Raw genomic sequence first — 21267 nt, forward strand, 5'->3', positions numbered from 1 at the left:
GGAGAGATTATCATGCCATTTATCCAACATGTATATGCTCGTGAAGTATTAGATTCACGTGGAAATCCAACAGTAGAAGTAGAAGTATTAACCGAGTCTGGCTTTTTCGGCCGTGCGATTGTACCATCTGGTGCATCAACTGGTGAATATGAAGCAGTTGAACTTCGTGACGGAGACAAGGACCGTTATTTAGGTAAAGGTGTTCAAAAAGCAGTAGATAATGTGAATAACTTAATTTCTGAAGCAATTATTGGTTTTGACGTAACTGATCAAGTAGGTATTGACCGTACAATGATCGCACTTGATGGCACAGAAAATAAGGGCAAATTAGGTGCAAACGCGATTCTTGGTGTTTCTATGGCTTGTGCTCATGCAGCAGCAGAGTCTGTTGGTTTACCACTATACCGCTATCTTGGTGGTTTCAATGCAAAACAATTACCAACACCAATGATGAATATCATTAATGGTGGTTCTCATGCGGATAACAATGTTGATTTCCAAGAATTCATGATTATGCCTGTTGGCGCTCCTACATTCAAAGAAGCGATTCGTATGGGTGCTGAAGTTTTCCATTCATTGAAAAAAGTTCTTTCATCTAAAAGCTTAAACACGGCAGTAGGTGACGAGGGTGGATTCGCTCCAAACCTTGGCTCAAACCGTGAAGCGCTAGAAGTCATTATAGAAGCGATTAGCAATGCAGGTTACGAAGCAGGTAAAGATATTTACCTTGCAATGGACGTTGCTTCATCTGAATTCTTTAACAAAGAAACAGGCAAATATGATTTAACTGGAGAAGGTCGTCTTGGATTATCTTCAGAAGAAATGGTTTCTTTCTACGAGGAGCTTGTTTCTGAATTCCCAATCATCTCTATTGAAGATGGGTTAGATGAAAACGATTGGGAAGGCCACAAATTATTAACTGAACGTATCGGTGGTAAAGTTCAATTAGTAGGGGATGACCTTTTCGTTACAAACACGAAAAAGCTAGCACAAGGAATTGAACAAGGTGTAGGAAACTCAATCCTTATTAAAGTAAACCAAATTGGTACGTTAACTGAAACATTTGAAGCGATCGAAATGGCGAAACGTGCTGGTTACACAGCAGTCGTTTCTCACCGTTCTGGCGAATCAGAAGACGCAACAATTGCTGATATCGCTGTTGCTACAAATGCTGGTCAAATCAAAACAGGTTCAATGAGCCGTACAGATCGTATCGCAAAATACAACCAACTTCTTCGCATTGAAGATGAGCTTGGTGATTTAGCTGTGTATGATGGATTGAAATCTTTTTATAACTTGAGTAAATAATGTCTTTAAAAACAAACATCATTTTGTAAATGGTGTTTGTTTTTTTAGGCTATTTTGGTTTTAAGAGTTGTGTGAGCTTCGTAGTGGAAATACGCGTAAATACATGGCGGGAAAAATAAGGAATTGTAAACAAAACCAAAAGCCCTGACTCGTTTATTATGGACTTGTGTCAAATTTTTGGATTTTTACTTCGAATGCTGACTCGTTTATCAAGGAAACGCGTCAAATTTTCGGGTTCACTTCGAATTTTGATTCATTTATCATGGAATCGTGTCAAATTTTCGGATCCACTTCGAATGCTGACTCGTTTATCATGGAATCGTGTCAAATTTTCGAATTCACTTCGAATGCTGACTCGTTTATCATGGAATCGCGTCAAATTTTCGGGTTCCCTTCGGATGCTGACTCGTTAATCAAGGAGTCGAGTCAAATTGTCGGATTCCCATCGAATACTGACTCGTTAATCAAGGAAACACGTCAAATTTTTGAATCCCCTTCGAATTTTGATTCATTTATCACGGAAACACATCAAATTTTTGGATCCTCTTCTTAGTATACTTTGAAAAGAAAGGTCAAAAATACAGAAATATACATAATAGAGACTTTCCTAAAAAGCGACTAATCACATCGTACAAAAATATGATCATCGTTTTTGTGAATAATTTGTAGTGTGAGCATCTAGGCATGCGGGCATGAACTTGACATTTCATGATAGATTAACTTGTCTGTACATAGTAAATATGCTAAAATTTGAGTATTAATATTGTACGTAAATGGTTGATATGGAGGTGCCCACATGCATACACTTTTAATTACACTGCTAATCATTGTGTCTATCGGTTTAATTGCCGTTGTGTTACTTCAATCTGGAAAAAGTGCAGGTCTTTCAGGTGCGATTTCTGGTGGAGCGGAGCAACTTTTTGGGAAACAAAAAGCACGCGGCTTAGATTTGATTTTACATCGTTTGACGATTGTTTTAGCTGTTTTATTCTTTATTTTAACAATCGCAGTTTCTTATTTTGCTCTATAAATAGAGACGAACAATGCAATGCCTGGCCTCAACGAAAGGTCGGGTTTTTATTTTGCCTATTACAGGGAAAACTAATCATATTAAACAAACGTTTGATTGAAAGGAAGTATACATAATGAAAGTAGTTCAACCCAAACCATTCACATTTGGAGACGGTAAACGAGCAGTATTATTATTACATGGGTTTACTGGTAATACAGCAGATGTCCGCATGATGGCAAGATTCCTAGAAGGGAAAGGTTATACTTGTCATGCGCCATTATATAAAGGCCATGGCGTCCCGCCGGAAGAACTTGTCCATACGGGACCAGAAGATTGGTGGCAAGACGTCATGAATGGTTATCAACACCTAAAGGAAATGGGCCATGAAGAAATCGCGATTGCCGGCTTATCTCTTGGTGGGGTATTTTCCTTGAAATTAGGTTACACTGTACCTGTAAAGGGTATTATAACCATGTGTGCACCTATGCATATTAAGTCTGAAGAAGTGATGTACGATAATGTCGTTGATTATGCCCGACAATATAAGAAGCTAGAAGGAAAATCACCCGAACAAATCGAAGAAGAAGTAGCTAAGTTTAAAGAAACACCAATGGACACATTAAAGGCATTACAAGCATTAATTGCAGATGTCCGTCATAATGTGGATATGATTTATTCTCCGACTTTTGTTGTGCAATCAAGAGAAGATCATATGATTAATACTGAAAGCGCAAATATTATATACAATGAAGTAGAAAATGATCAAAAACAGATTAAATGGTATGAAGAATCCGGTCATGTCATTACACTTGATAAGGAAAGAGATCAGCTGCATGAAGATGTGTATCAATTTTTAGAGCAGCTTGATTGGCAAGTGTAAGTTGGATCGAAGTTTGAGGAGTGTTGTCAATCGTGGATAACCACAAAAAAGAGCTAGTCGATAAACTATTAAATTATATGAAGGACGAGGCGTACAAGCCTCTAACAGTACAAGAAATGGAGGAGGCTTTTGGGATAGAAGACTCCACCCAATTTAAGGATTTTGTAAAGACTTTAGTCATTATGGAGGAACAAGGCTTAGTTGTGCGTACAAGAAGTAATCGCTATGGATTACCTGAAAAAATGAATCTTGTGCGCGGAAAATTATCTGGCCATGCCAAAGGATTTGCCTTTGTTATTCCAGATGAACCAGGACTCGATGATTTATTTATCCCACCAAATGAAACAAATAATGCCATGCACGGTGATATTGTCTTAGCCCGTGTAGCAGCAGAAAGCGCTGGTCAAAGAAAAGAAGGAACCATCGTCCGCATTTTGGAACGTGGTGTGCAACAAATCGTTGGTACATACACTGAGAGTAAGCATTTTGGCTTTGTTATTCCAGATGATAAAAAGTTTGCCAGTGATATCTTTATCCCAAAAGCTGCTTCTAAAGGGGCAGTAGAAGGACATAAAGTCGTTGTTAAACTCACAACTTATCCTGAAGGAAGAAAGAGTGCGGAAGGTGAAGTAATGGAAATTCTGGGTCATAAAAACGATCCAGGTGTGGATATTCTTTCCATTATTCATAAACATGGCTTACCGATGGAATTCCCTGATGATGTGTTAAAGCAGGCAGAAGAAACCCCTGATGAGATCGATGAAAAAGAAATTGAAAACCGTCGTGACTTAAGAGGCGAAACGATTGTGACGATTGATGGTGCAGATGCGAAAGATTTAGATGATGCTGTTACTGTGACGCAGCTTGATAATGGTCATTATAAATTAGGTGTGCATATTGCTGATGTATCTTATTACGTAACTGAAGGATCACCAATTGATGTGGAAGCAGAGGAACGAGCAACAAGTGTGTACTTAGTCGATCGTGTAATACCGATGATTCCCCATCGCCTATCGAATGGGATTTGTTCATTGAATCCAAAAGTAGATCGTCTCACACTTTCATGTGAGATGGAAATTACGCCTGATGGTGAAGTCGTCAATCATGAGATTTTCCAAAGCGTCATTAAAACAACCGAAAGAATGACTTATTCGGATGTGAATAAAATTTTGGAAGACAATGATGAACAATTAATTGAGCGCTATGAGCCACTGGTACCAATGTTTAAGCGTATGGAGGAATTAGCTGCGATTCTTCGTAAGAAGCGTATGCATCGTGGTGCCATTGATTTTGACTTTAAAGAAGCGAAAGTGTTAGTGAATGAAGAGGGTGATCCAAAAGATGTCGTCATTCGCGAACGCTCAGTAGCAGAAAGACTCATTGAGGAATTTATGTTAGCTGCGAATGAAACGGTTGCCGAGCATTTTCATTGGATGGAAGTACCGTTCATCTACCGTATTCACGAAGATCCGAAAGAAGATAAACTCAGAAGATTCTTTGAGTTTATTACAAACTTTGGGTATATTGTGAAAGGAACAGCCAACGCTGTTCATCCGCGTGCATTACAGGATATTATAGAAGAAGTACAGGGGACACCAGAGGAAATGGTGATCTCCACAATGATGCTTCGTTCCATGCAACAAGCGAAGTACGATCCAGAAAGCTTGGGTCACTTCGGACTATCAACAGAGTTTTATACACACTTCACCTCGCCAATTCGTCGATATCCCGATACGATTGTTCACCGTCTCATTCGTACGTATTTGATCGAAGGTAAGATAGACGATCGCACCCAAGAAAAATGGAATGCGATGTTACCTGAAATCGCGGATCATGCTTCTGAAATGGAGCGCAGAGCAGTCGATGCCGAACGTGAAACCGATGAATTGAAAAAAGCAGAATACATGCTTGATAAAATTGGTGAAGAATATGATGGTATGATTAGCTCTGTTACAAATTTTGGGATGTTTGTCGAACTACCAAACACGATAGAAGGTTTAATCCATGTCAGCTATATGACCGATGATTATTATCGCTATGAAGAACGACAAATGGCAATGATCGGCGAACGTACAGGGAATGTATTCCGCATTGGGGATGAAATTACCGTTCGTGTCATTAATGTCAATAAAGATGAACGTGCGATCGACTTTGAGATTGTCGGAATGAAAGGCACGCCTAGAAGAGAACGCCGACAAGAAACAAAAGTGTTTAAAACAGGTAGTTCAGAAAGAAAGCCAAGGAAATCTGCTGCGCCAGAACGAGGAGAAAAATCTGGTAAGCCAGAGGGTAAGAAAAAGAAAAAACGCAAATTCTATGAGAATGCACCGAAAGCAAAACGAAAAAAGAAACGTAAATAGTCTAATGGAGGAAGCCTTTTTTGTAAGGCTTTCTTCCTTCTTTCCTTTGTTTTTGCTAAAATAAATAAAACTGCTGTGATTTAAGGGAGATGAGAAAGAGATGCCAAAAGGTGCAGGGAAAACAATCGCCCAAAATAAAAAAGCCTATCATGATTATACTGTCGAAGAAACATATGAAGCGGGTATTGTTTTACAAGGAACTGAGATTAAATCCATTCGTAACGGACGTGTGAACCTAAAAGATGCCTATGCACGAATTGTTAATAATGAATTATTCATTATTGGTATGCATATTAGTCCTTACGAGCAAGGGAATATTCATAACCACGACCCATTAAGAACGAGAAAACTTTTACTACACCGAAAAGAAATTAACAAATTAATAGGTGAGTCAAAAGAAAGCGGCTATGCCCTTGTTCCATTAAAACTATATTTAAAAAATGGCTTCGCAAAGGTTTTAGTTGGATTAGCGAAGGGTAAAAAGAAATATGATAAGCGTGAAGACTTAAAACGCAAAGAAGCGAAACGAGAAGTTGAGCGTGCCTTCCGCGAAAGACAAAAAATGTAATATGCCAAAAGCTTACAATTGATATTTCGTTTGTTTGTGCTATAATAGTAATTGTCACTTCAAATAGAAGTGCACAATCTTTGCTCAAAGTTTATCGAGCATTCCGTATGCTGCAACGACTCAGTTGCGCACCTAATACAGTTAGCAGCTTTAAAAAACTGCTACTATCCAATGGGGACGCTACGGATTCGACAGGGATAGTTTGAGCTTAGGTTGCGAGTCGAGGGGATCGTCCTCGTTAAAACGTCAAAGCCTATAACTGGCAAACAACAAAACAACTTCGCTTTAGCTGCCTAATAGGCCTTTAGCGGTTCCTCCCTCCATCGCCCATGTGGTAGGGTAAGGGACTCAAATTTAGTGGGCTACGCCGGATTCCACCGTCTGAGGATGAAGGAAGAGAACAACCAGACTAGCTGCCCGGACGCCCGTCGATAGGCATAAGGAGCAGCGAAACACGAATATATCGACTACACTCGTAGAAGCTTAAGTGCCAATATCTTTGGACGAGGGTTCGACTCCCTCCGTCTCCACCAAATACATATTTGGTGGTTTTTTATTTGGTTAAAACCAATAACATATAAAACCAAGCTATTCAAAAAAATCAATGATCCTCCAATAGGTTAACATCAAACGTCTCTTTATGGCCATTCCATTCTATTTCGAATGTATGCATTTTATTTGGCGTAAACATGAATGTCCCTTCCTCTCTTTTACTAAGCTGGTTATTATCATCAAGCGTTTCCCCACCGCCGCCGGTGCCAAACAGTGAAGAATGAAAATACCAATGGTCAACTAATACATTTTTTTCATCACCAGTATATTCTATTTTTATCTCATGCCTATAGTTATCCTGATGAATAGATGTATATTTAGAGGTAACAACCCAGTATTGTCCTTCACCCCTAAAAGAATAAGCTTCACTAGCAAATCTATAATTGTTTATATAGTTATAAATCAAAAAAGTAATGATACCTAGCAGAAATAATAAGGCAAATATTTTATAGTATCTTTTTTTCATTAGGGCTTACCCCTCCTTTTTCTCCTACTATACATCATATTATAATTGAATATTAGGAATATGATGTACATTAATAAGCAGGATTTGAGAGGCACTAAGAAGTACAGTATTGTTGTTAAGCAAACATATTAATACTAAAGGTAGTTATATTTCACTTTATGCAGGATTATAGTAAGTTAAAAAACAAGGCACTGATTAGTATCTATGTTTTTTAAATTACTTGTTATTTTAGGAAATGAAAGAACTATCCCTTAAATATCTACACAGCATCTCTCACTCTGAACTCCGCGATCCGCCTTCGTATAAAAAAACTCCCACTCATTCCCATCTGGATCGGTGATCCAAAACTTGTCTTGTAGAGCGTAGCAGCAAGTGGTATCTCGTTCTTCACGTGCGAAGAATCCTTCTTGTTCTAATCGTTGTTTATGGTGATCGATTTCTTCTTGTGTTTCTACTTGGAAACCAAAGTGATTCACTTGATTACCGTTTACTTCGTCTTTAACATTAAGGGTAAAGTTGAGTCCAGGTTGTTCTAGTAAAAACTTACTGTAAGTGGGTTCGACCTTGATTGGAGAAACACCAAATACTTTCGAATAAAAGGCGATAGATGCTTCTAAATTGGTTACGTTAATACCGATATGCACATATTTCATTTGAAATGCCTCCTTTTAATTGCAACAAGAATTACTTGATTTTCTAAAGATACAACAAAGTTCTTCTGATAAGAGATGGTTAACGGATTGCTCATTTAATTCATAGTAATTCCATTTTCCTTTTGTCTCTTTTGTAATTAAACCAGCATCGAGCAAAATCTTTAAATGATAGGATAATTTCGATTGCGGAAGAGAGAAAATCTCGGATAAATCACAAACGCATGTTTGTCCCCGTTGGCATAGCTCATACATAATTTCTAGTCTCTTTTGGTCGGCTAATGCTTTAAATTGTTTTTCATATTCAATGAATGGTTTCATGGGTTGCACTTCCTATCAAATTTTTTTGATGTGTTATTAGTATACTTTAACTATAATTGGAAAATCAAGAGATAAATCAAAAAAAATTGATGCGTTTTTTTCTAAAAGGGATTGCTTAACTATAGATTTATCTATAAAATAGCATAAGAATATAAGCATTTACTTATACGATAAAGGAGTACCTTAATGAAAAGTACAATTGAGGAAGTTGCGCTTGTGTTAAAGCTGTTAGGTGATAAAACCAGGCTAAAGATGGTGAAGATTCTTGAATCAAGGGAATGCTGTGTATGTGAGCTTGTTCGTTTATTTGATATGAGCCAGCCAGCTATTAGTCAGCATTTACGTAAATTACGTGATGTTGGTTTGATCATTGAATCAAGAAAGGGTCAATGGGTCTATTACGGTTTAAATAAACAATATGAGAACTTTCCCTTCGTTTGTACTTTATTAAATCAGCTTCCAAGTCAAGAGGGGCTACTTGAAAGTCTTGAAAAACAAGGTTTGCGCGTAATGTGTGATTAAGGAGGAATGGGTATGACAACGTCAGTGGTTTTGGCATCAGTGATTTTTTTAATCACACTTATTTTAGTCATCTGGCAACCTAAAGGGTTGTCTATTGGTTGGTCTGCCTGTGGTGGAGCGATATTGGCTTTACTAGTTGGTGTGGTAGATTTCCAAGATGTTTTGGATGTGACGTCGATTGTATGGAATGCAACGTTAACATTTATCGCTATTATTATTATTTCTTTAATTTTAGATGAGATTGGTTTCTTTGAATGGTCTGCTTTGCATATGGCGAGAGCGGCAAAAGGGCATGGTGTAAAAATGTTTGTCTATGTGATTTTGCTCGGAGCGATTGTATCTGCTCTGTTTGCGAATGACGGGGCTGCCTTGATTTTGACACCGATTGTTCTTTCGATGGTAAGGAACTTGAATTTTAATGAGAAAATGGTCTTTCCATTCATTATTGCAAGTGGTTTTATCGCTGATACAGCGTCATTACCCCTTGTGGTAAGTAATCTTGTTAATATTGTATCGGCCGATTTCTTTGGCATCGGATTTGTGGAATTTTTCACTGTCATGATTGTACCGAATTTATTTTCTGTTGCGGCAAGTATTTTGGTTCTCTATTTGTTTTTTAGAAAAAGCATACCCGGTCGTTATGATGGTACGCAATTACGGGAGCCACGTGTAGCGATAAAGGATCCACGATTATTCAAGTACTCATGGTGGATTTTGGCGATATTACTAGTTGGTTATTTTGCAAGTGAGTTTGTTGGTTTGCCTGTATCGATTATTGCTAGTATCATTGCTTTTATTTTTCTTATGATCTCTAGAAGAAGTGATGCAGTTGATGTGAAAACCGTTATGAAGGGGGCTCCGTGGAATATTGTTTTCTTCTCAGTCGGTATGTATGTTGTTGTGTATGGTTTGCGGAATGTTGGGCTAACGAGCTTGTTAACAGATGTTCTTCAATTGACCGTTGATCAAGGATTGTTTGCCGCAACAATGGGCATGGGCTTTATTGCCGCCATTTTGTCTTCGGTCATGAATAACATGCCGACAGTGATGATTGATGCGTTAGCCATTGCAGATACGAATGCAACAGGTATGATGAAAGATGCTTTGATTTATGCCAATGTCATCGGTTCTGACCTTGGTCCAAAAATCACGCCAATTGGTTCACTTGCTACTTTATTATGGTTACATGTGTTATCGCGTAAAGGGGTGAAGATTTCTTGGGGGACCTACTTTAAAACAGGTATCATTCTAACGATTCCCACCTTATTTATCACCTTAGTAGGTCTTTATATATGGTTATTAATTATTCATTAAAGGAGTGTTCATATGACGAAAAAAATCATTTATTTTCTTTGCACAGGGAATTCTTGCAGAAGTCAGATGGCTGAAGGTTGGGCAAAGCATTATTTAAATGGGGATTGGCAAGTCTATAGTGCAGGCATTGAGGCACATGGACTCAATCCAAAAGCTGTAGAAGCGATGAAAGAAGCGGGGATAGATATTTCACAGCAAACATCGGATGTGATAAATACCGACATCTTAAATCAAGCGGATTTGGTTGTCACCTTATGTGGCGATGCTGCTGATAAATGTCCTATAACACCGAAAGAAGTGAAACGAGAACATTGGGGATTTGATGACCCTGCCAAAGCAATTGGCACGGAAGAGGAAAAGTGGCAAACGTTTACTCGTGTAAGAGATGAGATAGGCGAGCGGTTGAAGCGGTTTGCTGATGCTGGTGAAAAGTAGTCATACACCGTCATGGAAGTACCTCCATGGCGGGTATTTTTATTCTGAATAGTTAAAATATATAGTTAATTAAACTTTTGTTATGCTACACTTGTAATAAATAACGACCAACATTGTCTAAGTCACTCAATGAAATAAGGGTAGGAGGGAATAGACGGTTTATGACTAAAAAAGTTGTTCGTAGGAATGGGAAGCGTAATGAAGGCAAAGCTAGACAATTGACAAATGAAATTGATAATTTTTTAATTCTATGTATTTATGAACAGCAAAAAGAAGCAATTGCCAAACAAGAGTCGATTGAAAAAGAGAAGGCACCTATTTATTATATCTCAGGTGTCAAATCTTTTATGATTTGGGAAAAGGCATATCAAGAAAATCCGGCTGTTTTTAATTCGTTAAGACAAATCGCAAGAGATCGCTTTATTCATCAATTGGCAGATCATATCGTGCATTTTCTTATCGAGAAAAACAAAAATTATTCCTCCCTATTTACAACGGTTTTTTTAGATCATCAACTAAGGGGACTTGCCATTTCAGCAATTGAAAATAGGCTAAGGACGGATACCTTTTTAAATGAGGAAGCTGCTTGGGAAGAGTTTTGTCAGTGGTTTCAGCGGGGAATCGCAGAGTGGGTATTAGATGTAATGGCTGACGAACTTGGGATGGAGCACCTCAGTCAACTAAAGAAAGCTGAATTAAATCAGCTCTTTTATCAATACCTGTCTAATTTTTTGCTGAACAGTAAAGAATTTCTTTCTATGTTCACGATAATCGTAAATGATTATGCTGATAAATGGATCAATCAACTTTTTAAATATAGTAAATGCACTGTACAGGAATTAGAAAAGGCTATCGCTCATGGAGTAGACTGGAGAAATTCATCTCTAGTCCCTTCTCAGAGAGAGAATATTTGTGTAATGAATAATGCCCCTTATCAAGCGGTACGAGAGGCGCTATATCAAGTTTTTCATTGGGATCAAGAGAAAGAAAGGTATTGTAGAAGAATCCAGAAAGGTCATGTGCAAGGCTTATTGATGATTAACGAGATAGTAGAAGATCAAAATGTAGATCGCTTTACGTTAACAGATTTGGATGTTGATGTACTCGATATGTTATGTGCCAACTTTCTTGCTATCGCCAAGCATCATGAAGATGTTATTACGATAGAGGTGGATGAACTGCTTCGGATGAGGGGCTTGTTACCTAAACGCGGTGGAGAAGGGAGACGCGGAGGGTATGAACGGAGTCAACGTCTAAGAATTATGAAATCGCTTACAATCATAAAAAATCTTTGGATCGATATAGAGACTGTGGTATATCAAAAAGGAAAACCAGTCAAGAAAAGGTTAATGGGTAATGCTTTTGACGTGTATGACCAAAATGAATCACAGCAAGTGTTGAAATATAAAATGGGTCCTATATTTTCCCCATTTCTATATGGATCCGGTAGGCAGGTTATACATCTACCACTTAAAATATTGCAGTATGATCCTTACAGAAGGTCTTGGGAGAAGAGGTTAGGGAGATATATGCATTGGCGTTGGAGAGTCCAGGCAAAGAAGGGCGATTATTTAAAACCACATTATATTTCAACATTACTCGCAGCGATAGGTGAATCATTAAATATAAGATTGCCTTCAAGGACAAGAGAACGATTTGAGAGCGCGCTTGATACGCTACAAGAGGATGGTTTACTCTCTGCATGGTATTACGAAGCATGGGAAGAATCCATTGTGGATAGTAAAGGCTGGGGGAATACTTGGAAGCAAGCAAAGATTATTATTCAGCCACCTGAGGAAGTTGTTGAAAGGTATGCTCAATTGAAGAAAACGACTTTTGAAGTGAAAGTGAAAGACCATCAATCGTTAACAGATCACGTCCTTTTAGGTAAACGTGTAAGAGAAGTAAGAGTGACAAATGGCTTGTCGTTATCACAATTAGCGCAAGAAGTTGAGGTGTCACAAGCTTATATCAGTACGATAGAACGAGGAATTAAAGTCCCATCTAAACGGGTGGAAGGTAAGTTATTACGCTGGATAGAGATAATGGAAAAGAGGCAATGAGCACAAGTTGTGTGATCATTGTCTTTTTTTCGTGGTAATCCCTTGCCATTGTCGAGGTGATCTTGTGTCATAGTCGAGATGATGTAGTACGTAAAAAAATAATTGTGAAAGTTTCTGCCTACGGTAAGTAAAGGTTTAGTTGTTATTTACTTTTTTTTACTACCTAATAATTAAATGTTTAATGTTTTCTTTACGCCTGATCCATTAGCGTTCATTTTGTAAGCTATCGATAGAAAGAAATTGATTTTTATTTAGTGAGGTGAATGTAATGATAAATGAAAACGTTTCCGCAAAGAATGAGCTACATTCTTTTTTTTATCCGCAATCAGTAGCCGTGTTAGGTGCATCTGAAAACCCGAAGAAGCTTGGCAATATCCAGGTGAAGGCATTATTAGATGGGGGCTTTCAAGGAGATATTTTTCCTATTCATCCTACTTCAAATGCAATTCATGGAGTGAAGTGCTACTCATCCTTACAAGCGGTTTCACATGCAGTTGATTTAGTCATCTTTTGTTTAAGTGCTCACCAGATTCAGCAAGGGCTAGAGCAATGTGTAGAAAAGAAAGTGAAGGCAGCGATTATTTTTGCTTCAGGATTTTCTGAAACTGGAGAGTCGGGAGAAAAACAACAAAAACAAATAGCGGATTATGCAAAAAAGCATGGTCTCCGTTTACTTGGTCCAAATTGTGTCGGCCTTGTTAATACGCTGAATGGTCTAGTCGGTACATTTTCTCCTGCTGTTATGAGCTATCCTCTTAGTGAACGACGCGCAGTTGGTTATGTATCGCAAAGCGGCGCCTTTGGTGTGCTTACGTATATGGCTGCTGCCCAACATGGATTAACGTTCAATTATTTTGTGAGTGTTGGAAATGAAATGGATACCAGTTTTGAAGATGTAGTCGAGTATATGGTTCATGATAAGCAAACGAAAGTGATCAGCGGTTATTTGGAAGGTGCGAAAAAACCTGAAAAATTAAGGGGATTGGCATACGAGGCGCTTGAAAAAGGGAAACCGATTATCGTTATGAAAGCAGGGCGAGGAACTGCAGGAAAAAGAGCAGCCGCTTCTCATACGGGTTCATTAGCCGGCTCGAACGATATTTATGACGCATTTTTTAAACAAACTGGCATGATTAGAGCCAATGATTATGATGAAATTATTTCATTCTCGAAATTATTCTTATCTGGCAAACTGCCAACAGGGAGAAATACCGTAATTATTACAAGCTCGGGTGGCAGAGGGATTAACGAAGCCGATCGTTGTGAAGCTAATGGCTTGTTGATTCCAAAATTAAATGAGGAAACACAACGGAAAATCAAACAAGTGATTCCTTCCTTTGCTAGTGCAGCCAACCCAATTGATCTAACTGCAGCGGCTTCTGTATCGGCACCAGAGCTATTTACTGCGCCATTAAAAGCCTTAATGGAGGATCCGGATGTAGACAATATCATTCTTACAGAGTTCCCCTTATTTTGGGATGAAGAGACGAAGGAATTACAAGAATTTGTTGAGATGTGTAAAAACACGAATAAATTTGTGTTAGTAAGTACATTTCCGTTAGAAGGAATGAGTATACCTAAAGGGCAACAATATATGGTCGACCATGGTGTGCCAGTGATACCGGGTAACTTACAAGCGATATCTGCGCTCGCAAAGTTAGTCGAATATAGCGAAAAATATCGTGCGTATCAAAAAGAGAGTGTTCGAGAACGGGCATCTATTCAGAAGAAAGAGAACGTAGCGTATTTACTGCAAGAGAATCAAATTTTAAGCGAATGGGATGCAAGCAAAGTGCTACAGGCTTACGAAATTCCCACTACAAAAAAGAGCTTAGCAACTACCGTGGATGAAGCGGTTCAGCAAGCGAACAGTATTGGTTATCCTGTTGTATTAAAAATTGATTCAAAAGACATTTTGCATAAAACAGAAGCAGGTGGTATACGTCTTTCCTTGCAAAATGCAGAGCAAGTAAAGCAAGCATTCGATGACATTCTTCTGTCCGCTCACAAATATCATCCTGATGCCCACATTAATGGGGTGATGGTGCAGGAAATGGTGGCAAAGGGGACGGAAGTTATCGTTGGTGTGACGAGAGATGCCAGCTTTGGACCGGTGATTATGTTTGGTTTAGGCGGCATTTTTGTTGAAGTGTTCAAAGATATTGCTTTCCGGGTTGCACCGATCACAAGACAAGATGCGCTTGAAATGATAAATGAGATTAAAGGAAAAGCCATTTTCGACGGTGTACGAGGTGAAGAAGCGCTTGATGTAGAGGCGATTGTCGACATCTTACTGCGTGTATCCTCACTTGTACAAGATTATGACATTGAAGAGCTAGATTTAAATCCAATCATTGTGACTGAAAAGTGCGCAAAAGCGGTAGATGCACTAATTGTAACAAGCGCTGCACAAACAGAAAATATGCTCGCTAGGAGGTAGTGGTAACGATGCTCGATCAGACAATTATCGGTAAGACTGGGCCAACGTTCATGTTTGAAGTGGATAAAAGACATGTTAAACAATTTGCTCAAGCTATAGGTGATGACAATCCATTATATACGGAACCAACTTATGCTAATCAGAGTCCCTATAATGGGCTGATTGCGCCACCTACTTTTCCGGTGGTAGCAGGGGTAGAGGGTGAAGGAATAGAGCTAGATTTAGATAAAAAGAGAATGCTTCATGGTGAGCAGTCCTTTATTTATCATCGCCCACTAAAAGTAGGCGAGTCTCTTACTTGCCAAATAAAAGTAGCAGACCTTTATGAAAAAGAAGGAAAAAAAGGAAAGATGCAATTTATTATTCTGGATACCAAAATGAGAGACACAGAGGGGGATTTAGTGGTTACAAGTCGCATGAATATCATCTATACCCAGCCTCCAGTCCAGGCAGTATAACGATACGAGGAGGAATGACAATGCTAAGATTTGCCGATTTGGTAGACGGTCAAGAGTTAAAACCATTAGTGAAGCCTGCGGTATCGAAGGTTCAACTCGTCAAATACGCGGGAGCATCAGGAGATTACAACTTACTGCATACAGACGATGCTTTTGCTAGAAGTATGGGATTACCAGGAGCCATCGCACATGGCATGTTAGTCATGGGATTTTTGGGAGAATATATCCAACAATTAGCGGGTGTGACTGCAAGAGTAGCGAAGTTTAACATGCGTTTTGGAGCGATGACTAAACCAGGAGATGAGATTACTTGCATGTCTACTGTAAAACGCGTATACGAGGACGAAGGAAAGAAATATGTGGAACTTGAGTTGCAAGCGGCTAAATCAATAAAAGAAATCGTTGGATCAGGTTCTACATTGTTGGAATTCTTTGAATAAGGGGGAGTTGACGATGGAAAACATTAAAAACAAATATGCAATCGTCGGAGTTGGAGAAAGCGAACGTTCAAAAAAGTCGGGTACAACCCCGTTACATTTGGCGTTAGATGCAGCGCGAGCAGCTATTGCTGATGCTGGACTTGAGACAAAAGAGATTGATGGATTTATGAGTTACAGTGAAAACGATTCATGTCCGGCACATCAATTATCTACCTATTTAGGCGTGAGACCGAAATATGTAAAAGATATTATGGGTGGCGGAAGTAGTACAGAAATGTTAATTGCTGACGCGATTGGTCTGATTGAAACAGGTCAAGTAAATACCGTCCTTATTTATCGATCTATGAATGGCAGATCAGGCGTAAGAATGGGCGGTGGTGGCTGGGATGTGAACATGCTGCAAAATGCGATGGATGGCGGTAGTTTTCTCATCCCATATGGAGCAGGTAGTCCTGGGCAATGGTTTGGCTTATTTGCCACACGTCATATGCATGAAACAGGGTTAACGAAGGAGCATCTAGGTCATATTTGTGTGAGTTTTTATGAGCATGCACAAAGAAATCCGAAAGCCTTCTTTTATGGAAAGCCATTAACAATGGAAGCTTATCATGATACGCCTGACTTAAGCTTCCCTTTTAATAAGCATGATTTCTGCTTAGAGTCAGACGAAGCAAATGCAATCATTGTTACGTCCGCCAAACGAGCTGAACAATTATCGAAGCAGCCCGCTTATATTATGGGAATCGCCGCTAGACAATGTGTTTCACACGCACATTATTGGACAAATGTTGATGAAGTTGCTTCAGACTATGTTGCTAAGGATGTATACAAAAAGGCAGGGGTTACCGCAAAGGACCTCAATGTCGCCTCTATTTATGACTGCTATAGTTGGGTTGTGTTGCGGCAGTTAGAGGCATATGGGATAGCGAAAAGAGGCGAAGTGGGGGACTTTGTTGCCGATGGACAACTCAAGATGGGTGGGAAGCTGCCGAGTAATACAGCTGGTGGCATGCTTTCAGAAGGATACACCCATGGAATGAATAATGTGATTGAAATCGTGCGACAGATTCGTCACGACTATGAGGGATCAGACCGACAAGTGAAGGATTGTGAAGTTGGTTTATGTACGGGATGGGCAGGTCCAGATATTGCTGGTGCGATGATTTTAAGGAATTAGGAGGAATACGAATGAGCTATGAGAAACCGATACCGTTAAAAAATGAAGATAATGCCCCCTTTTGGGATGCGGCTGACCGCCATGAACTTTTTTTGCAAAAATGTCATACATGCCAACAGTTTGCCCATCCACCTGGACCGGCATGTGCAAAGTGTGGCAGCAGTGATCTGACATGGGAGAACTTAGGGACAGATATTAAAGGGCGTGTGTATTCTTACGTCATTTCCCACCGCCCTTTCCTGCCAGGATTTCAAAATGATACGCCACTTGTCATTGCCGTTATTGAATTGGTTACCTATCCAGAAGTGAAAATGATTGGTAACATTTTGAATCATGCGATAGAGGATATCCATATCGGGATGGAAGTTGAAATGACATGGCAGAAGATCAATGATGGGCGTTCCCTACCACAATGGGAATAGGTTGAGAGGAGAGAAGAGATGGACTTTTCATTTTCAAAAAAAGAAGAAAAGTTTAGACAGGAATTACGCACATGGTTAGAGGAAAACCTGCCACAAGGGTGGTTGCATGGAGACAGAGAATTACCAGAAGATATAAATGAGTATTCTCGCTTTTTAAGAGATTGGCAGCGCAAGCTTTATGAAGGTGGCTGGGGAGCGATTGCTTGGCCAAAAGCGTACGGGGGAAGAGAAGCTAGTTTAATTGAAGAAATCATCTATCAACAAGAAATGGTTCGCGTCAGTGCACCGCCTCTAGTAAATTATGTCGGCATCCATATGGTTGCCCCTTTGCTTATGCAAATGGGAAGTGGCGAACAAAAGTCAGCTTATATTACTAAAATCATTTCTGGAGAAGAGATTTGGTGCCAAGGGTATTCTGAACCAAATGCGGGCTCAGACTTAACAGCTATTCAGACAACCGCAGTAAAAAAAGGCGATCGTTGGGTCATTAATGGGCAGAAGGTTTGGACGAGTTTTGGTCATTTAGCAGATCGCTGTTTCCTATTAGCGCGTACTTCAAAAGGGGAGAAAAAACATCATGGTATTACCGTTTTCCTTTTGGATATGCATCAAGAAGGTGTAGAGACTAGGCCCATTATCCAAATGGATGGGGAACATGACTTTAATGAAGTCTATTTAAATGATGCGATTGCTTATGATAGTGATATTGTTGGTGAGATCGATCGTGGATGGCAAGTAATGATTGCATTACTGATGCATGAACGTACGGGTATTGGTGGTCAAGTGTTTACATTAGAGCAGCAATTTCAAGATTTAGTAACGATGGCTAAGGAATGGACGGAGGACGGGCAGTCTGTCATAAAAAAGGAAAGTGTAAGAAATGCATTAATTGATTTATATGCAAAATCTCGGGGATCTTTGTTGAATTATTATCGTAATTTAACGAAAACATTGAAAAAAGGTCAACCGGGCTCTGAGGGCTCTCTAGATAAACTGATTGTAAGTGAGGCGACACAAGAACTCTTTGCCTTATCCTTATCTATTCAAGGTCCACACGGGATTCTTTGGAAGCAGGATGCGGCTATTGGTGATTCGTATTGGCAGAATAAGTATCTTTATTCTTTTGGTATGACCATTGGCGGGGGAACAAGTGAGGTACAAAGAAATACTATTGCAGAAAGAATACTTGGACTGCCTAAGGATCTAGGACGCTAACAATGTTGGAGGTGAAAAAGAATGGATTTCGCATTAAATAAAGAACAGGAATTATTCGGTAGTTATGTAAGGAAGTATTTAACTGAGCAAGGTACAACCAATATTGCCCGTGCTTTTATTAATGGTGATAGACAAAGATTTGATCAAGCATTTCAAGGATTAGTTGAATTAGGCTATCCAAGTATCAATGTCTCAGAAGACTATGCGGGAATGGGCTTAGGATTATTAGACATGGTATTACCACTTGAGGAGATGGGGAGAAGTGTCCTACCGGGTTTGTTTTTGGAAACGAATAGTTTCGCTGTACCACTTATCGAAAAATACGGTACAGAGAAACAAAAACAAAAGTATCTACCTGCAATTGCCGATGGTTCCCTGCAGATTTCGGTTGCTTGGATAGAGCCAAAAGGAAGCTACACGGCGTCATCGATTCAATTACGTGGGGTAGAAAAAGGTGATGAATTTGTTCTTAACGGCGTGAAATCGTTAGTAGCAGATGTTGAACTAGCCGATACTTTTCTCGTTCCGATTCGAACCACTTCACCTAGCCATAAAGAGGGAATTTCACTTTTTCTAGTGGATAAGGCAATGATAAAAAACGTGACACAGCAGCAAAGTATTGATGAAACACGGAAGCTATCGCAAATTTACTTTGAGGATGTAATCGTTAATAAAGAGCAATTAATAGGAGAGCTAAACGAAGGTGATAACATGCTCGAGGAAGGACTGCTATCTTTTAATGCATCAATTTGCGCCATTATGGTGGGTTGTATGGCTGCGATCGTGGATATGGCAGCAGAATACGCAAAGATACGGGAACAATTCGGGCAACCGATTGGCCGTTTCCAAGCCATTAAACATGCGATTGCCAATATGAAAGTGGATTTAGAACTGTCAAGGTCGCTATCCTATTATGCCAATTGGGCTTACGATACAACAGCTGAGGATCGTCAGGAATCGATATTTGTGGCACGTATTTTCATTCATAACGCCCTGCAAAAAGCAGCAGCAGCTAATGTGCAAATACATGGAGGGATTGGATTTACTGAAGAATTAGATTGTCATTTATATGTGAAAAGAGCGCGCTATTATGAACACTATCTAGGTAGTAGTGAGTGCTATTATGAAAAGGCAGCAGCAGCTTTAGGATGGTAAAAGAAAAAAGAGGAGTGATTGAATGCAGACCATAAATGAAATCGAACATTATTTAAATGTAATCAATGGAAAGCAATTGCCAGCTACTCAAGGAAAACAATTAACAAGTATAAACCCTGCAAATGGCAAGGTGTGGGCAACGATCCCTTGTAGTACAGAAGAAGATATTGACTTAGCAATCAAGCATGCCAAACAGGCCGTCCCAGCTTGGTCGCAATTATCAGCAATGGAACGTGCAAAATATTTAAGAGAAATTGCGTTACAGGTTGAAAAGTATGGCGAAGAGTTAGCAATGTTAGAAACGAAGGATAATGGGTGGGTTTATCGGGAAACATTGCACGGTCTCATTCCATCATTAGTGAGTATTTGGTTAGACGCAGCAGGAGCGGCGTCACATGTCAGTAAAGGTGAAACGGTCCAACTTGATGAGGAAACAATCGGGTACACGCTTAGGGAACCGTTAGGCATTGTTGTTGGTATTCTTCCATGGAATGCCCCATTATTTACCTTTACGATTAAAGCGGCGTATGCCCTTGCAGCAGGCAATGCCGTGATTATCAAACCTTCCGAGCATGCGAGTGTATCGAGCTTAAAATATACAGAACTGCTTAATCAAATTCTTCCTCCGGGAATATTAAACGTCATCTCAGGAGATGGTTCTACAGGTTCGTACTTGGTCGGTCATAGAGATGTTGATCGGGTGACGTTAACGGGATCAGGTCAAACTGCTCGTGCGATTACAAAGAAGCTGGCACAATCGCCAAAGCCTGTCACTTTTGAACTTGGAGGGAAATCCCCCAATATTGTGTTCGCTGATGCGGATGTAAAGAAAGCGGCAGAAGGCGTCACATTAAATGGTATTTTTACGGGGAATGCTGGACAAATTTGTGTCGGCGGCTCTCGCATTCTTGTACAAAAAGATATCTTACCCGATTTTCTTCCTTTAATGAAAAAGTCCATTGAAGAGTCAATTCATTTTGGTGATCCTATGAATCTAGCGACATCGATGGGACCAATTGCGAACAATGTCCAATATAAAAAGGTTTGCGACTTTATTGAATTAGGAAAGCAGGAGGGGGGAGAAGTCATCTTTGGAGGAAATTACGGTGGGGAGAGCTTCTTTGACGATCAAGCAGATCTTCAAAAAGGATACTGGGTGGAACCAACGCTGCTACTAGTGAAGGATTCTTCTCTACGAATCTGTCAGGAAGAGGTTTTTGGTCCGGTGGCGGTCGTCTTGCCATTCGATAATGAAGAAGATGCCCTGCGTCTTGCCAATGATACAAGCTTTGGCCTCGGAGCGGGCATATGGACAAACAATTTAGGGAGAGCCCATCGTATGATGAAGAAAATTGATAGTGGAAATGTTTGGGTCAACACGTATCGAAGAGTAGGACCAGAATTACCGTTTGGTGGATTTAAGGAGAGTGGATTTGGTAAAGATTCCTTATTAGAGAACACCCGTGAAAAGGCGTGCGTGATCCATATCGGGTAATTAAGGAGGGAATG

At 39.6% G+C, this 21267-nt stretch carries 20 protein-coding genes and 1 other RNA gene; 18 read left to right on the top strand and 3 right to left on the bottom strand.

Annotated features, from left to right (window positions below):
• Positions 1-12: 12 nt before the first annotated feature.
• The 6 genes from eno to ssrA all read left to right on the top strand — a co-directional run bounded on the left by eno (position 13) and on the right by ssrA (position 6661).
• Positions 13-1308, top strand: coding sequence for a phosphopyruvate hydratase (gene eno, locus MKX29_RS12585; protein ID WP_095371910.1), 1296 nt, complete (start codon positions 13-15; stop codon positions 1306-1308).
• 796 nt (positions 1309-2104) lie between these two features.
• The gene (gene secG, locus MKX29_RS12590) at positions 2105-2338 is read left to right on the top strand and encodes a preprotein translocase subunit SecG (RefSeq protein WP_224937080.1); all 234 of its coding nucleotides are present in this window, start codon (positions 2105-2107) and stop codon (positions 2336-2338) included.
• 115 nt (positions 2339-2453) lie between these two features.
• Positions 2454-3200 carry an alpha/beta hydrolase gene (locus MKX29_RS12595; RefSeq protein WP_341105806.1) on the top strand — a complete coding sequence of 249 codons (747 nt, stop codon included), beginning with the start codon at positions 2454-2456 and terminating at the stop codon, positions 3198-3200.
• Positions 3201-3277: 77 nt separating this feature from the next.
• Positions 3278-5560: a ribonuclease R gene (gene rnr, locus MKX29_RS12600; protein WP_445662706.1), complete on the top strand. Its 2283-nt coding sequence runs from the start codon at positions 3278-3280 to the stop codon at positions 5558-5560.
• Positions 5561-5660: 100 nt separating this feature from the next.
• Complete coding sequence (smpB, locus tag MKX29_RS12605; protein WP_095371914.1) at positions 5661-6128, top strand: SsrA-binding protein SmpB; 468 nt, start codon at positions 5661-5663, stop codon at positions 6126-6128.
• A gap of 173 nt (positions 6129-6301) precedes the next feature.
• Positions 6302-6661, top strand: a transfer-messenger RNA (tmRNA) gene (ssrA, locus tag MKX29_RS12610).
• Between the two features lie 68 nt (positions 6662-6729).
• On the opposite strand, the gene MKX29_RS12615 is transcribed toward ssrA, so the two are convergent.
• From MKX29_RS12615 to MKX29_RS12625, 3 genes are all read right to left on the bottom strand, one after another.
• Positions 6730-7146: a hypothetical protein gene (locus tag MKX29_RS12615; RefSeq protein WP_341105810.1), complete on the bottom strand. Its 417-nt coding sequence runs from the start codon at positions 7144-7146 to the stop codon at positions 6730-6732.
• Positions 7147-7397: 251 nt separating this feature from the next.
• Positions 7398-7799: an ArsI/CadI family heavy metal resistance metalloenzyme gene (locus tag MKX29_RS12620; protein WP_341105812.1), complete on the bottom strand. Its 402-nt coding sequence runs from the start codon at positions 7797-7799 to the stop codon at positions 7398-7400.
• 15 nt (positions 7800-7814) lie between these two features.
• Positions 7815-8117: an ArsR/SmtB family transcription factor gene (locus MKX29_RS12625; protein WP_095371917.1), complete on the bottom strand. Its 303-nt coding sequence runs from the start codon at positions 8115-8117 to the stop codon at positions 7815-7817.
• Between the two features lie 186 nt (positions 8118-8303).
• Between MKX29_RS12625 and MKX29_RS12630 the strand changes: the two genes are divergently transcribed.
• The 12 genes from MKX29_RS12630 (at position 8304) to MKX29_RS12685 (ending at position 21253) form a co-directional block, all read left to right on the top strand.
• The gene (locus MKX29_RS12630; RefSeq protein WP_341105814.1) at positions 8304-8639 is read left to right on the top strand and encodes an ArsR/SmtB family transcription factor; all 336 of its coding nucleotides are present in this window, start codon (positions 8304-8306) and stop codon (positions 8637-8639) included.
• A 12-nt stretch (positions 8640-8651) separates the two neighbouring features.
• Positions 8652-9953 carry an arsenic transporter gene (locus MKX29_RS12635; protein WP_341105816.1) on the top strand — a complete coding sequence of 434 codons (1302 nt, stop codon included), beginning with the start codon at positions 8652-8654 and terminating at the stop codon, positions 9951-9953.
• A 12-nt stretch (positions 9954-9965) separates the two neighbouring features.
• Positions 9966-10388, top strand: a complete 423-nt coding sequence (arsC, locus tag MKX29_RS12640; protein ID WP_251162075.1) for an arsenate reductase (thioredoxin) — start codon at positions 9966-9968, stop codon at positions 10386-10388.
• A 161-nt stretch (positions 10389-10549) separates the two neighbouring features.
• The gene (locus MKX29_RS12645; RefSeq protein ID WP_341105820.1) at positions 10550-12451 is read left to right on the top strand and encodes a helix-turn-helix domain-containing protein; all 1902 of its coding nucleotides are present in this window, start codon (positions 10550-10552) and stop codon (positions 12449-12451) included.
• Positions 12452-12719: 268 nt separating this feature from the next.
• On the top strand, positions 12720-14891 hold the full coding sequence (locus MKX29_RS12650; protein WP_341105822.1) for an acetate--CoA ligase family protein: 2172 nt from the start codon (positions 12720-12722) through the stop codon (positions 14889-14891).
• 8 nt (positions 14892-14899) lie between these two features.
• Positions 14900-15349, top strand: a complete 450-nt coding sequence (locus MKX29_RS12655) for a MaoC family dehydratase N-terminal domain-containing protein (protein ID WP_251162072.1) — start codon at positions 14900-14902, stop codon at positions 15347-15349.
• A 20-nt stretch (positions 15350-15369) separates the two neighbouring features.
• On the top strand, positions 15370-15789 hold the full coding sequence (locus MKX29_RS12660; protein ID WP_251162071.1) for a MaoC/PaaZ C-terminal domain-containing protein: 420 nt from the start codon (positions 15370-15372) through the stop codon (positions 15787-15789).
• A gap of 13 nt (positions 15790-15802) precedes the next feature.
• Complete coding sequence (locus MKX29_RS12665; RefSeq protein WP_251162070.1) at positions 15803-16966, top strand: thiolase C-terminal domain-containing protein; 1164 nt, start codon at positions 15803-15805, stop codon at positions 16964-16966.
• 11 nt (positions 16967-16977) lie between these two features.
• On the top strand, positions 16978-17388 hold the full coding sequence (locus tag MKX29_RS12670) for a Zn-ribbon domain-containing OB-fold protein (RefSeq protein ID WP_251162069.1): 411 nt from the start codon (positions 16978-16980) through the stop codon (positions 17386-17388).
• 18 nt (positions 17389-17406) lie between these two features.
• Positions 17407-18603: an acyl-CoA dehydrogenase family protein gene (locus MKX29_RS12675; RefSeq protein WP_289434553.1), complete on the top strand. Its 1197-nt coding sequence runs from the start codon at positions 17407-17409 to the stop codon at positions 18601-18603.
• Between the two features lie 21 nt (positions 18604-18624).
• Positions 18625-19758 (top strand): acyl-CoA dehydrogenase family protein, encoded by a 1134-nt coding sequence (locus MKX29_RS12680; protein ID WP_341105829.1) that lies wholly within the window; start codon positions 18625-18627, stop codon positions 19756-19758.
• Between the two features lie 22 nt (positions 19759-19780).
• A complete protein-coding gene (locus tag MKX29_RS12685) occupies positions 19781-21253 on the top strand; it encodes an aldehyde dehydrogenase family protein (RefSeq protein WP_341105830.1) in 1473 nt (490 codons plus the stop codon).
• Positions 21254-21267: the final 14 nt, after the last annotated feature.

Source organism: Cytobacillus sp. FSL R7-0696, assembly GCF_038006865.1.
Lineage (GTDB): Bacteria > Bacillota > Bacilli > Bacillales > Cytobacillaceae > Cytobacillus > Cytobacillus kochii.

Excerpts from the sequence above, each read along its gene's own strand:
- eno (WP_095371910.1), top strand. The coding sequence starts at position 13 with ATGCCATTTATCCAACATGTATATGCTCGTGAAGTATTAGATTCACGT.
- secG (WP_224937080.1), top strand. The coding sequence starts at position 2,105 with ATGCATACACTTTTAATTACACTGCTAATCATTGTGTCTATCGGTTTA.
- MKX29_RS12595 (WP_341105806.1), top strand. The coding sequence starts at position 2,454 with ATGAAAGTAGTTCAACCCAAACCATTCACATTTGGAGACGGTAAACGA.
- rnr (WP_445662706.1), top strand. The coding sequence starts at position 3,278 with ATGAAGGACGAGGCGTACAAGCCTCTAACAGTACAAGAAATGGAGGAG.
- smpB (WP_095371914.1), top strand. The coding sequence starts at position 5,661 with ATGCCAAAAGGTGCAGGGAAAACAATCGCCCAAAATAAAAAAGCCTAT.
- MKX29_RS12615 (WP_341105810.1), bottom strand. The coding sequence starts at position 7,146 with ATGAAAAAAAGATACTATAAAATATTTGCCTTATTATTTCTGCTAGGT.
- MKX29_RS12620 (WP_341105812.1), bottom strand. The coding sequence starts at position 7,799 with ATGAAATATGTGCATATCGGTATTAACGTAACCAATTTAGAAGCATCT.
- MKX29_RS12625 (WP_095371917.1), bottom strand. The coding sequence starts at position 8,117 with ATGAAACCATTCATTGAATATGAAAAACAATTTAAAGCATTAGCCGAC.
- MKX29_RS12630 (WP_341105814.1), top strand. The coding sequence starts at position 8,304 with ATGAAAAGTACAATTGAGGAAGTTGCGCTTGTGTTAAAGCTGTTAGGT.
- MKX29_RS12635 (WP_341105816.1), top strand. The coding sequence starts at position 8,652 with ATGACAACGTCAGTGGTTTTGGCATCAGTGATTTTTTTAATCACACTT.
- arsC (WP_251162075.1), top strand. The coding sequence starts at position 9,966 with ATGACGAAAAAAATCATTTATTTTCTTTGCACAGGGAATTCTTGCAGA.
- MKX29_RS12645 (WP_341105820.1), top strand. The coding sequence starts at position 10,550 with ATGACTAAAAAAGTTGTTCGTAGGAATGGGAAGCGTAATGAAGGCAAA.
- MKX29_RS12650 (WP_341105822.1), top strand. The coding sequence starts at position 12,720 with ATGATAAATGAAAACGTTTCCGCAAAGAATGAGCTACATTCTTTTTTT.
- MKX29_RS12655 (WP_251162072.1), top strand. The coding sequence starts at position 14,900 with ATGCTCGATCAGACAATTATCGGTAAGACTGGGCCAACGTTCATGTTT.
- MKX29_RS12660 (WP_251162071.1), top strand. The coding sequence starts at position 15,370 with ATGCTAAGATTTGCCGATTTGGTAGACGGTCAAGAGTTAAAACCATTA.
- MKX29_RS12665 (WP_251162070.1), top strand. The coding sequence starts at position 15,803 with ATGGAAAACATTAAAAACAAATATGCAATCGTCGGAGTTGGAGAAAGC.
- MKX29_RS12670 (WP_251162069.1), top strand. The coding sequence starts at position 16,978 with ATGAGCTATGAGAAACCGATACCGTTAAAAAATGAAGATAATGCCCCC.
- MKX29_RS12675 (WP_289434553.1), top strand. The coding sequence starts at position 17,407 with ATGGACTTTTCATTTTCAAAAAAAGAAGAAAAGTTTAGACAGGAATTA.
- MKX29_RS12680 (WP_341105829.1), top strand. The coding sequence starts at position 18,625 with ATGGATTTCGCATTAAATAAAGAACAGGAATTATTCGGTAGTTATGTA.
- MKX29_RS12685 (WP_341105830.1), top strand. The coding sequence starts at position 19,781 with ATGCAGACCATAAATGAAATCGAACATTATTTAAATGTAATCAATGGA.